At 64.8% G+C, this 12243-nt stretch carries 9 protein-coding genes; 4 read left to right on the top strand and 5 right to left on the bottom strand.

From position 1 onward, the window contains the following. Positions 1–164 precede the first annotated feature (164 nt). Positions 165–2456, top strand: a complete 2292-nt coding sequence (locus QZ613_RS14910; protein WP_291983048.1) for a penicillin-binding protein 1A — start codon at positions 165–167, stop codon at positions 2454–2456. A gap of 6 nt (positions 2457–2462) precedes the next feature. Continuing rightward, positions 2463–4286 carry a lipid A export permease/ATP-binding protein MsbA gene (gene msbA, locus QZ613_RS14905; protein WP_043569197.1) on the top strand — a complete coding sequence of 608 codons (1824 nt, stop codon included), beginning with the start codon at positions 2463–2465 and terminating at the stop codon, positions 4284–4286. A 52-nt stretch (positions 4287–4338) separates the two neighbouring features. On the opposite strand, the gene QZ613_RS14900 is transcribed toward msbA, so the two are convergent. From QZ613_RS14900 to QZ613_RS14880, 5 genes are read right to left on the bottom strand one after another with little or no spacing between them, the layout of a single operon-like run. Continuing rightward, entirely contained in the window at positions 4339–5841 is a 1503-nt protein-coding gene (locus tag QZ613_RS14900; RefSeq protein WP_291863388.1) for a lipopolysaccharide kinase InaA family protein, read from the bottom strand. Then, positions 5828–6595, bottom strand: a complete 768-nt coding sequence (locus QZ613_RS14895) for a lipopolysaccharide kinase InaA family protein (RefSeq protein ID WP_043569199.1) — start codon at positions 6593–6595, stop codon at positions 5828–5830. Before QZ613_RS14895 ends, QZ613_RS14900 begins: the two co-directional genes overlap by 14 nt. Then, positions 6592–7416, bottom strand: a complete 825-nt coding sequence (gene rfaP, locus QZ613_RS14890; protein ID WP_291863386.1) for a lipopolysaccharide core heptose(I) kinase RfaP — start codon at positions 7414–7416, stop codon at positions 6592–6594. The genes QZ613_RS14895 and rfaP overlap by 4 nt, the downstream gene beginning before the upstream one ends. Then, the gene (locus QZ613_RS14885; RefSeq protein ID WP_043569200.1) at positions 7413–8534 is read right to left on the bottom strand and encodes a glycosyltransferase family 4 protein; all 1122 of its coding nucleotides are present in this window, start codon (positions 8532–8534) and stop codon (positions 7413–7415) included. The genes rfaP and QZ613_RS14885 overlap by 4 nt, the downstream gene beginning before the upstream one ends. A gap of 52 nt (positions 8535–8586) precedes the next feature. Next, positions 8587–9480 carry a lysophospholipid acyltransferase family protein gene (locus tag QZ613_RS14880; protein ID WP_043569201.1) on the bottom strand — a complete coding sequence of 298 codons (894 nt, stop codon included), beginning with the start codon at positions 9478–9480 and terminating at the stop codon, positions 8587–8589. Positions 9481–9682: 202 nt separating this feature from the next. On the opposite strand from QZ613_RS14880, the gene metK reads away from it, so the two are divergent. Both metK and QZ613_RS14870 read left to right on the top strand, forming a co-directional pair. Next, positions 9683–10849 carry a methionine adenosyltransferase gene (gene metK / locus QZ613_RS14875; protein ID WP_043569202.1) on the top strand — a complete coding sequence of 389 codons (1167 nt, stop codon included), beginning with the start codon at positions 9683–9685 and terminating at the stop codon, positions 10847–10849. A 109-nt stretch (positions 10850–10958) separates the two neighbouring features. Beyond that, positions 10959–12197: an HD-GYP domain-containing protein gene (locus QZ613_RS14870; RefSeq protein WP_043569203.1), complete on the top strand. Its 1239-nt coding sequence runs from the start codon at positions 10959–10961 to the stop codon at positions 12195–12197. Positions 12198–12243 lie beyond the last annotated feature (46 nt).

The raw sequence follows: 12243 nt of genomic DNA, 5'->3' as shown, positions 1-12243 counted from the left end.
CGTGAAAGACCCTGGCGGCAGCGGGCAGCGACGTCGAGGGCAGCACCGTCGCTTCCGGCGCTTCGCCGCTCGCCTCCGGACAGCCTAGCCGCGCCGATCTTCACGCCTTTTTCACGGCCGCGCCAATATAATAGCGGGATCTGCCTTTCATTCCGGACGCCGTGTTGCCTACCGCCCTCCGCTGGATCCTGTACCCGCTCGTGTTTGTTGCCGGCCTCGCCGCCATAGCCCTGGCCATGGTCGCCGTGGTCCTCAGCCTGGCGTACCCGAACCTGCCGTCGCTGGAGATTCTTACCGACTACCGCCCCAAAGTGCCGCTGCGGGTGTACACCGCTGACGGCTATCTGATCGGCGAATTCGGCGAGGAACGTCGCGCCGTGGTCAGCATAAACGAGGTTCCGGCGATCATGAAGCAGGCCATCCTTGCCGCCGAAGACGAGCGCTTCTATCAGCACAGCGGCGTGGACACGCTGGGCATCCTGCGCGCACTGCAAGCCAACCTGGTGGGTGGCGGCAAACGCCAGGGCGCTTCGACGATCACCCAGCAGGTAGCCAAGAACTTCTTTCTTTCCTCCGAGAAGACCTACACCCGCAAGCTCTACGAAGCGCTGCTCTCTTTCAAGATCGAACACAACCTGAGCAAGGATCAGATTCTCGAACTCTATATCAACCAGATATTTCTCGGCCAGCGCGCTTACGGATTCGCCGCTGCGGCGCAGACCTACTTCGGCAAACCGCTGGCTGACCTGACCATCGCCGAGGTGGCCATGCTTGCCGGGCTGCCGAAAGCCCCCTCGGCCGACAACCCGGTCGCGAAACCAAAACGCGCGCGCATTCGTCAGCAATACGTTCTGCGGCGCATGAACGATCTGGGGTTCATCACCGACGAGCAGCACGAAGCGGCCCTGGCGCAAGCACTGGTGATCAAGCGCGACGTCAGCGAGACGCCAATGCACGCCCAGTACGTCACCGAAATGGCGCGCCAGATCGCCGCCGAGCGTTTTCCGGAAGATGTCTACACACGCGGCCTGCGCGTCTACACGACCATTCTCAAGGCCGATCAGGAAGCCGCCTACGACAGCGTGCGGCGAGGCGTCCTCGACTATGACCGCCGCCACGGTTACCGGGGTGCCGAGGCCTACGTCGACATCAGCCGGATCAAATCAGAACAGGACGAAGGTCTCGAAGAGCTGCTGCAGGATTTCACCGACGCCGAAGACATGCACCCGGCGATCATCCTGCAAGCCAGCAGCAAGGCGATTCGAGCCTACCGGCGGGGCGGCGAGATCGTCACCCTCAGTGGTGAGGGGCTGAAGTTCGCAGCACGCATGATCGATGACAAGGCTCCGGCCAACAAACGCCTCAGCAGGGGCGCGGTCATTCGCGTTCAGAGCGACGAGAAAGACAACTGGCGCATCGTTCAGATGCCCGATGTGGAAGCAGCCTTCCTGGCCGCCGATCCGCGCGACGGCGCCATACGCGCACTGGTGGGCGGCTTTGATTTCAACCGCAGCAAGTTCAATCACACGACGCAGGCGTGGCGCCAGCCGGGTTCGAGTTTCAAGCCGTTTATCTATTCAGCGGCGCTCGAACGGGGCTTCACCCCCGCCTCGGTGGTCAGCGACGAACCGATCAGCTTCCCGGCAACGGTCACGGGCAGTCAGGCCTGGGAGCCGAAAAACTACGACGGCAAGTACGAAGGGCCGATGCGCATTCGTCGAGCGCTCGCCAGATCGAAGAACATGGTCTCCATCCGTCTCCTGCAGGCGAGCGGCGTGCGCTTTGTCCAGGACTACGTGACGCGCTTTGGCTTTGACGCCGACAAACACCCGCCCTACCTGACCATGGCACTGGGCGCCGGCGCGGCCACCCCCTGGCAGATGGTCGCCGGCTACGCGATCTTCGCCAACGGCGGCTACCACATTCGGCCGTACATCGTCAGCCAGATACTGGATGACAAGAATCAGCTGCTGGCGCAGGCGGCGCCAACGACTGCCGGCGATGAACGCCTGCGCGCGATCGACCCCCGCAACGCCTTCCTGATGGACAGCCTGCTGCGCGACGTGACCATCTACGGAACCGGGGCGCGTGCTTCGGCGACGCTCAAGCGGCGCGACCTCGCCGGCAAGACGGGAACCACCAACGATCAGGTCGACGCCTGGTTCTGCGGCTACCAGCAAACCGTCGTTGCCTGCGCGTGGATCGGCTTCGACCAACCGAAGAACCTTGGCCGGCGAGAGACCGGCGGCTCGGCAGCGCTGCCGATCTGGATCAGCTACATGGGCAAGGCACTGAAGGATGTCCCCGAGTCGTTTCTGCCCACTCCGGACGGAGTCGTCTCGGTCGCCATTCCCGATGGTGGCAAAGGACCTGGCAGGGAATGGTTCTACAAGGAAAACGCGCCGGCCGAAATAGAACCCGTGTCTCCCGTCGACGATAGCGAAGCCGTGGACTGAGTTCCTTTGACCGCCGCCAGCAAGCCCGCCAAAGCAGCCACCTCTTCGCTACGAATCTATTTTCGCCTGCTCGGCTATTTGCGGCCGTTTCTCGGCATGTTCGCCATCAGCCTGGTGGGCTACATGATCTTCGCCTCGTCGCAACCGATGATGGCCGGGATTCTGAAGTACCTTGTCGACGAACTGAACGAACCGAGCAGCGTCACGCGGCACGCCAATGCCTTCACCGGCGACCTCGACCTGACCTACGGCGTACCGCTGCTGCTGGTCATTGTCGTCACCTGGCAGGGGGTCGGCTCCTTTCTTGGCAACTACTACCTGGCGAGGGTCTCGCTGGGCCTGATCCACGACCTCAGGCGCGCCCTCTTCGACAGCCTGCTACACCTGCCGAATGGCTATTTCGACCAACACAACACCGGTCATCTGATCTCGCGAATCACCTACGACGTAACCATGGTCACCGGCGCGGCGACCGACGCGATCAAGGTCGTCATTCGCGAGGGACTGACGGTCATCTTCCTCTTCGGCTACCTGCTGTGGATGAACTGGCGACTGACGCTGGTGATGGTGGCCATCCTGCCGATCATCGGCGTGATGGTGACCCGGGCCAGCCGCAAGTTTCGCCGGCAAAGCCTCAAGATCCAGGCGACCATGGGCGACCTGACGCATGTCGCCTCGGAAACCATCCAGGGCTACCGTGTGGTACGCAGTTTCGGCGGCGAGAATTACGAGTCGACGCGCTTCCGGGTGGCCAGCGAGGACAATACCGCCAAGCAGTTGCGCATGGTCAGGACGAGCGCGACTTACACCCCGGCGCTGCAGTTGGTCACCTTTTCCGCGATGGCTGTCCTGCTGGTATTGGTCCTGGCGCTGCGCGGCGACGCCTCGGCGGGCGACCTGGTCGCCTATCTCACCGCCGCCGGGATGTTGCCCAAGCCCATTCGCCAGTTGTCCGAAGTCAGCTCGACGATTCAGAAAGGGCTGGCCGGCGCCGAAAGCATTTTTTCCCAGATCGACCAGGAGCCGGAGCCCGATAACGGACGCATCGAAAAGCAGAGAGTCAGCGGCCGGCTCGAAGTCAAAGACCTGTCCTTCGTCTATCCGGGCAGCACTGCGCGCGTTCTCGACCGGATCAGCTTCGCGATCGAACCCGGACAGATGGTCGCCCTCGTCGGGCGCTCGGGTAGCGGCAAGTCGACACTGGCCAATCTCATTCCCCGCTTCTACCATCACGACTCGGGCCAGATTCTCATCGACGGCATCGACGTCGAGGACTTCACGCTGCGCAACCTGCGCCAGCATCTAGCCCTGGTCACCCAGCAGGTGGTGCTGTTCAACGATACGGTGGCCAGCAACATCGCCTACGGCGACCTTTCCGACTCGCCACGCGAGGCCATCGAAAACGCCGCCGAAGCCGCCTTCGCTCGCGAGTTCATCGACCGTCTGCCTGACGGCTTCGAGACCATGGTCGGGGAAAACGGCGTCATGCTGTCCGGCGGCCAGCGGCAGCGGCTGGCGATCGCCCGCGCCCTGCTCAAGGATGCGCCGATCCTGATCCTCGACGAGGCAACTTCAGCGCTCGACACCGAGTCCGAACGCCATATTCAGAACGCTCTCGACCGGGTGATCGCCGCCCGGACGACGCTGGTCATCGCCCACCGCCTGTCGACGATCGAAAAGGCCGACCTGATTCTGGTCATGGATCAGGGACGCATCGTCGAGCGCGGCAGTCACGCCGAGCTCCTGGCCAACGACGGCCACTACGCACGCCTGCACGCGACGCAATTCGGCGAGCCGGCGGCGGACAACACCCCGGCCGCCGCCGGCTGATCGTCTGCCGCAGGCGAGCACCGGGAGCGGGTCAGTCGCACAAACCGTCGCTTCAGCCGCAGGCGGCCGGCAGCTGCTCGTCGAGCCAGCGCCGCAGCGCACAGGCCGACGGCCAGTTGCGCAACAGGCGGGCGCGATCCCGCCGCCACGCGCGCTCGTACGCGGCGACCGACCGATGCTGCACGACGCCATCGAGATCGATGAGCAGAACGCGCTCGCCGTCCCAGAGAAGATTGGTCGCCTTGAGATCACCATGACTGATCCGATGCCGACGCAATGCTCCGAATAGATCCCGGATGGCGTTCGCCTCGGCTGGCGATGGCTCGCAATCCGCTGCCAGATGGTTGAGCAGATTGGGGCCAGGGCAATACTCGCAGATCAGCCAGGCACGCCGGCGCAGCGGCCCGCAGCGCTCCTCGACCAGCGCCAGCGGCCTTGGCGTCGGGATGCCGAAGAAGAGCAGCCGATGCGCCTCGCGCCACGAATGCCAGGCGCGACTCGGACGCCACAGACGGCCGAACGCGTGGCGCAGGTTCTTGAGGTTGTAGCGTTTGATGAGCAGCGGCCGCGCATTCACCACGATGCGCGCGACCGTGGTCGTGCCGCCGTCCTTGAATACCCTGCCGCTCGCCACGGCGCTGTCAAGCGAGGCCAGCGAGGCCAGCACGGGAGCCAGCGTTTCGGCTTCCTCGCGGCGTACGGCGCTGAAGCGCGCGCTGGTGTGCTCGACTGCAAACAGCGTGCACTCGCGCACCGTCTTGGCCAGGAAGTCACCCAGCCGCCAGGCTCTGACGCGTTCGATATTGCGTCGCATGACCGCCTGCTCGGGCAACAACGGCTGCTCGGCCGTGTAGGCCGGCAGCAAGGCGGCGAGCTGCCCGTCCCACACTGGTGGCAACTGCGCCAGCAGAACCGCCAGGTTGGCGCCGGCGTCCGCCGGCGGCAGGCGCTGTCCCCGGCTGATCACGCGCACCGCATCGCCGTCGACGACCAGCATCCGGCCCTGATGACGCAGGAAATTGCCGAGGTGCAGGTCGTCCTGCACCAGGCCGGCGGCATGCAGACGGCCAAGCATGCCCAGTGCCGGCGCCAGGACAGCCAGCGCTTCAGCGTCCCCAGCAGCTCGTTCAGAGACTTCCGCCCAGGCTTCGGCAAGGCTCTGCGCGGGTTCGAGAAAAACCGTCAGCAAAGCGTAGCCGCCGGCGGCCATGGCCGTCGCAACGACCAGTTCCGGGGTCGACACGTCCGCCTGACGAAGCGCATCGAGACCGCCACGTTCGTGCCGCCAGTGTTTTTCGCAGCGCCGCCCGACGAACAGTTTGGCGAGCACCCGCCGGCCGTCGAGTTCCGCTTCGCCAACCAGCCGCTTGCCGGGAAGGACGCGCAACAGGCGGTGCATGGTCAACGGGCGGCCGTCGGCAAGGGCCACGCAAAACGGCAGTGGCGGCTGGCGACCGGCGGCGCGCAGCGTTGCCGCATCGCTCGCCACGGGCAAGCCGGTTTCCGCCGCGCCCATGCGCCGGGGCACTGGCCCGCCGCGCCTAGTCTCGGCCATCGAAGAAGCCGACGATCTTGGCGATTCGCTGCCGATCGCCATTGTCCAGGCGCGAGTTCCGCGTGTAGGCAAGATAGAAACGCAGACGCTGACTGCGCGAAAGCGTCTTGCTCGCCAGTTTGTCGAGGCAGGCAAGGTCCTTGACGATGCGGTACTCGAGAATCGTGCCGCGATAGTAATTGCCACTCGGGCAATCGATCAGATAAACGGTCGGCGACGGTCCGCCATCGACCAGCAGGTTGCGCCACTTCAGATCGTTGTGCGCGAAACCGGCGTCGTGCAGAGTCCGCGTGAGCCTGGCGATCTGTCGCGAGACCTGGGTCAGCCAGGCACGATCGGCCAGGCGCGGATCGTTGCTCTGCGCCAGGTAGGCGAGATCCATGGTATCCGGGATTTCCTCGGTGACCAGCGCACCGCGAAGGAAGCCACCAAAACGCCGTTCCAGGCCGTAGGCAACCAGGGTTGCGGTCGGAATGCCCCAGGCTCGAAAAGCCAGCAGGTTGCGCCATTCGGCACGCACCCGCGGCGGCCCCAGCCAGCGCCGCAGGCCAAACCAGCGACGGCGCAGGTTCTTGCCGTTGCCAGTGTAGCGTTTGACGTAGTAGCGCTTGCCGCCAACGCCGACGCGCAGCACCCGACTCAGGGAATCCTGGGCCATCGTCTCGCCATCCAGCGCAAAGACATGGTCGATGTCGCCAAAGCGCTCGCCCGCTTCGCTGCTCGCGTACTGCGGATTTATCCACCACTTCCTCATGTCATCTCCCCTGCCGCCACCTTGCGTTCGAAACGCGCTTGCAAGCGAGGCGTTTCTCTTTCCAGGTGGGCGAGCAATGGCGCTTCATCGCGCAGAACCTGCCGCAAGGGGCAGGCAAAATAAGCGCCCAGAAAGCGCAGCAGGTCACGCCTGCTCAGGCCGATGTCGAGCGCCGAAAAATAGAGTGCGGCCAGGTCCTTGTCGCGCCAGCGCCGCGGCAATTGCCTTCTCAGCTGCGCCCGGTGCAGGTCGATCAGAGACAGCCTGAAGCGGTCGTCCGTCGGTGCGGGATCGAGGTGCAGAAGGAAATGACAGAGATAGAAATCGCGATGGTTTACTCCCCCCCGATGCATTTTTCCCGCCATGCCGGCGACGCGACCAATCAGCGCGCGTTTCAGGCGCACGCCGGGGGGATGACTTGCCCAGGCGCAACAGAAGTCTTCGAGGCTGAGCGTCGGCGCCAGTTCCTCGGTGATGATGAACGAGTGCTGCCGCCCGGGGTTGCGGCCGCGCACGCCGAAGGCGACGGCGTGCATGCTGTCGACGCCGAGTTCGCTCAGGCGCCGGATTGCCCGCCACTCGTTCGCGGCGCCGAGTACCGGCAGGCGCAGCGAAAGCAGGTTCTTGACGATTTCGCCCCAGCCAACGCCACGATGGATCTTGACGAAGTAGCCACGCCCGGCGATTTCGGTGCGCAGGGTGCGGCGCCCCTCGAGTTCGCGGAAGACCTCGCCGGCGAGGGCCTCGACGGCAACGAAGGGATCCTGCCCCGCCCACAGCGAGCGAAAGGGCTCGTCAAGGACGAGCACGCCGCCGCTCAAGGCGGAGCCTTCAGGATCAGCTCTGCAGCGCGTTCGGCGTTGCTGTAGATGTCCGCGTGCTCGGCAAACGCCAGGGCGTTCGACTGCCATTGCCGACGCGCGGGCTCGTCGCTCAGCATCTGCGCCAGGAGGCGGTCGAGAGACGCCTGTTGAAAAGGCTCGGCAACGACCAGCCCGGCGTCGGCATCACTGACGAAATGCGCGTAGCCGCAAACGGCGGTGGTGAGGACCGGCAGGCCGGCGACCATCGCCTCGAGCAAGACGGTGCCGGTATTCTCGTTGTAGGCCGGATGGATGAGCAGGTCGGCGCCGAGGAGAAAGCGCGGGATGTCGCTGCGACCGCGCAGGATGCGTACCCGCTCGGCCACTCCGAGCGCCCGCGCCTGGGCATGAAAAAGCTTCGCCTCGTCGTCGCCGATGGCGAACAGCCGGCAACGGCTGGCGAGCGCCGCCGGCAGGGCGGCGAGAGCCTTCAGGCTGCGATCCAGACCCTTGGTCCTGAAGCCCGAGCCGATCTGCAGCACGAGCAGGTCATCTTCTGCCAGGGCGAACTCGCGCCGAAAAGCGGCGCGGATCTCGGCGGCATTGCCGGGCGCGCGGCGATCGGACGCGATCCCCGGCGGCAGGAGATGAAAGCGCTCGCCGGGCGTCGCGTAGTACTTCTCGAACAACGGCCTTTGCAGCGGCGAGATGAGCAGGATCTCGGTACACGCCTCGGGCGCGAAAACGGCGCGCTCGTAGGCCGCAAAATGGCGGTAGCGTCCCGTCATCCGATAGAGGGCACCGCGCAGCGTACGCGCCTTGTCCTCAAAGCACGGGTCGGCCGCGAAATAGACGTCCAGTCCAGGCATCTTGTTGAAACCGACGACCCGGTCGGCCGGTCGTCTGGCCAGATCGTCACCCAGCCAGCCACTGAACTTCGCATAACGGCGTTGATTGGTCAGCGCCTTGACGGGCACCAGGACCACTTCGAAGCCCGCCGGAACATCGCCGCGCCATTCCAGCGTGTAGACCCTGACGGCGTGACCACGCGCCTGGCAAGCCAGGGCAATACGCAGAAAATCGCGCTGCAGGCCTCCGAAGGGGAAGTATTTGTACAAACAGAAGGCGATCTGCATCAGGGAATCCCGGCGCCGGAAACAGCCATGCAGCGACGATGGCCAGAAGCACTCACCGCTGCGCCTCGGACTGGGCGCCCTGCTGCGCAGCTTCTGCCGACGTCGGCAAAGCCTCGCTGCTGCGCCGCCGCTTGTAACGGTTGTAGCCCCAAAGGTACTGCTGGGGGCACTGGCGGACCAGCACTTCGATCTGCTGGTTGATCTTCTGCGCGCGCTCTTCGAGGCTGCCGCAGATCGGCTCGGTCGGCGCCTGCAGATGGAAATGGTAGCCTTTCCCAGCGGGTAGGCGCTCGGCCCAGACCATGATCACGCTCGCCCCGGTCTCGACCAGCCTTGCGGCGAGGGTCATCGTATAGGCGGGTCTGCCGAAAAAGTCCAGCCAGCGCCCTTCGCCAGCCCGCGGCGCCTGGTCCGGCAGCATGCCCACCGCTTCACCGCGCTTCAAGGCCTTGAGCAGGCCGCGAACGCCGGAAAGATCGGCCGCCGCCAGGTGCAATTGCGCGCGCGCGCGCCCGGCTTCGATCATCGTTTGCAACCAGGGCTGCTTGGGCGGCCGATAGAGAACGGTAATCGGCGCATGGGTAGACAGGTACTGTGCGGTAACCTCGAAACATCCCAGATGCGGCGTCAGGTAGAGTATCCCCTTGCCCCGCCGCGAAGCCGCTTCGACCAGTTCCCAGCCAGAGACCTCGACGACACGGCTGGCGGTCTCGGCGAGCGGCCGCAACCAGATGCGTGGCAGTTCGAGCATCCCCTTGCCGGCTTCAGCGATGGCTGCCGAGCGGATACGTCGGGCTTCGACGTCGCCCAGTGCGAGCAGCATGTTCTCGCGCAGGTGACGGCGATAGCTTGGCGACAGCAGCCAGGTCAGCCAGCCGAGAACAGAGCCCAGAGCATGCAGCCAGGCGAGCGGCAGGCGGCTGAAGAGGCGAAAAAGTGTAATCACGTAACCATCCGGTCGCTGCCGACGTTTGACCCGCCCGGCAGAGAAAAACTATAATTATCCCTCCGCCGAGTTAATCAGGACAACTTGCAGGGCGGGGAAGCCGTAACAGCGGCCAAAAAAATACTGCTAAAGCGTCGTCTGCTCGAACCCCGGAGCCGGCAACGCCGCCGTTTCGGGGTTTTCCATTGGAGCAGACAGAAACATGAGCACAGAGCACCTCTTTACTTCGGAATCGGTTTCCGAAGGCCATCCGGACAAGGTCGCCGACCAGATTTCCGACGCCATCCTCGACGCCATTCTGGCCGAAGACCCGCCCGCGCGGGTCGCCTGTGAAACCCTGGTGTCGACCGGACTGGTCGTCATCTCCGGCGAAATCACCACCAAGGCACACATCAACTACCGCGAAATCGCGCAGGATACGGTTCGTCGCATCGGCTACGACAATTCCGACATCGGCTTCGACTACAAGAGCTGCGCCATCCTGACGGCCATCAACCGCCAGTCACCGGACATCGCGCAGGGCGTCAACGAGGGCCAGGGCATCGACCTCGACCAGGGCGCAGGCGACCAGGGGCTGATGTTCGGCTACGCCTGCAACGAGACACCGTCGCTGATGCCGCTGCCGATCCATTATGCGCACCGGCTCATGCAACGCCAGGGTGAAGTTCGCCACGACGGCCGCCTGCCGTGGCTGCGCCCGGACGCCAAGAGCCAGCTCACCGTCCGCTATGTGGACGGAAAACCCATCTCGATCGACACCATCGTCGTCTCGACGCAACACGACCCGGACGTCTCGCACGCGCAGATTTCGGAAGCCGTGATCGAAGAAATCATCAAGCCGGTCATCCCGCCGGAACTGCTCAACAGCGCAACCCGCTATCTGGTCAATCCGACCGGCCGCTTCGTCGTTGGCGGCCCGCACGGGGACTGCGGACTGACCGGGCGCAAGATCATCGTCGATACCTACGGTGGCGCGGCCAGACACGGCGGCGGCGCCTTCTCGGGCAAGGACCCGTCGAAGGTCGATCGCTCGGCTGCCTACGCCGCGCGCCACGTCGCCAAGAACGTCGTCGCGGCCGGCCTCGCCGAGCGCTGTGAAGTCCAGGTGGCGTACGCCATCGGCGTTGCCCGCCCGGTATCGCTGATGGTCAATACCTTCGGCACCGGCAAGGTCAGCGACGAGGTCATCGTTGCGTTGATCGGCAAACACTTCGACCTGCGCCCGAAGGGCATCATCCAGGCGCTCAACCTGCTGCGGCCGATCTATCGCACGACCGCCGCCTACGGCCACTTCGGCCGCGAGGAGCCGGAATTCACCTGGGAAGCCACCGACAAGGCGGCGGCCCTGCGCGCAGAAGCCGGCCTCTAGAAGCCGGGCTGACAAGTCAGGAAAGCAGCCCTCGCGGCCGCTTTCCTGTGACTGGAGACAGTGTAGACTGTCGTCGGCTCCAGTGTGGAGCCGCCACCGAGACCCCGCCATGCTCAAGCGAATCGGCGTCCAGCAGCTTATTGTCGGCATGTACCTCAAGGAATTCTGCGGCTCCTGGCTCGAACACCCCTTCTGGCGTTCGTCGTTTGTCATTACCGACGCGAAAGACATCGACACCATCCGCGCCAGCAGCGTCAGGGAAGTGTGGATCGATTGCGCCAAAGGCCTTGATCTGCCGCCAGGCGAGGCGGGCGTTTCGCTCGCCGAGGTGGAAGCCTGTGTCGAGGTCGAACAGGTGGCGACTGCGCGCGCCGTGCGCGACACGGCACGCGTTTCGAGTGCCGCAGAGTTCGCGCGCGCGGCCAGAATCGTCGCCAAGTCCCGGCAGGCGGTGACCTCGATGTTCGAAGAGGCGCGCATGGGCAAGGCGGTCAACACCGGCGGCGCGCAGCGCCTGGTCGAAGAGATATCGGACTCGGTGAGCCGCAGTGCGGGTGCGTTGATCAGCCTGGCGCGCCTGAAGACCGCGGACGATTACACCTACATGCACTCGGTTGCCGTCTGCGCGTTGATGGTCGCCCTGGCCCGGCAACTCGGACTCAACGACGAAGAGGTGCGTTCTGCCGGCATCGCCGGCCTGCTGCACGACCTCGGCAAGGCGGCGATACCGCTCGAAATCCTCAACAAGCCCGGCAAGCTCACCGATGCCGAGTTCGCGATCGTCAAGGAGCATCCGGAGAAAGGGCACGCGATGCTGCTCCCGAGCAGCGACGTCGACCCGGTCGCGCTGGACGTCGTCCTCCACCACCACGAAAAGGACGACGGCTCGGGCTACCCCAGGCGCCTGGCAGGCGCGGCGATCAGCATCTTCGCCAAGATGGCGGCGGTCTGCGATGTTTATGACGCGATCACCTCGAACCGCCCCTACAAGGCCGGCTGGGATCCCGCCGAGTCCTTGCGCAAGATGGCCGAGTGGAGCAAGGGCCATTTCGATCCCGCCGTCTTTCAGGCCTTCGTCAAGAGCATCGGCATCTATCCCATCGGTTCGCTGGTGCTGCTCAATTGTGGCCGCCTCGGCGTGGTCATTGAGCAGAACACGAAGTCTCTGCTCAGCCCTCAGGTCAAGGTCTTCTTCTCGACCGGACGCAAGGCCCGGATTCTTCCGGAAGTATTCGACCTCGCGCGCCCCGGCTGCCGGCAGAAGATCATCAGCCGCGAAGACCCGGCCAAATGGAACTTCCCCGACCTCAACGAAATCTGGTCCGGACTGGCCCCAGCCACACGCTGACAGACACGCGGCCCGGGACGGCCGCCACGCCGATCTCTGCGGAAGT

The organism is Candidatus Accumulibacter sp. ACC005 (assembly GCF_907163215.1).
Taxonomy (GTDB): Bacteria; Pseudomonadota; Gammaproteobacteria; order Burkholderiales; family Rhodocyclaceae; genus Accumulibacter; species Accumulibacter regalis.
The sequence above is the reverse complement of the archived record's forward strand: the minus strand, read 5'-3'. Positions and strand labels throughout refer to the sequence as shown.

What these genes read in the sequence shown, in the direction of transcription:
- QZ613_RS14900 (WP_291863388.1), bottom strand. Translation starts at nt 5,841, where the DNA reads ATGGCCGAGACTAGGCGCGGCGGGCCAGTGCCCCGGCGCATGGGCGCG.
- QZ613_RS14895 (WP_043569199.1), bottom strand. Translation starts at nt 6,595, where the DNA reads ATGAGGAAGTGGTGGATAAATCCGCAGTACGCGAGCAGCGAAGCGGGC.
- QZ613_RS14885 (WP_043569200.1), bottom strand. Translation starts at nt 8,534, where the DNA reads ATGCAGATCGCCTTCTGTTTGTACAAATACTTCCCCTTCGGAGGCCTG.
- metK (WP_043569202.1), top strand. Translation starts at nt 9,683, where the DNA reads ATGAGCACAGAGCACCTCTTTACTTCGGAATCGGTTTCCGAAGGCCAT.
- QZ613_RS14870 (WP_043569203.1), top strand. Translation starts at nt 10,959, where the DNA reads ATGCTCAAGCGAATCGGCGTCCAGCAGCTTATTGTCGGCATGTACCTC.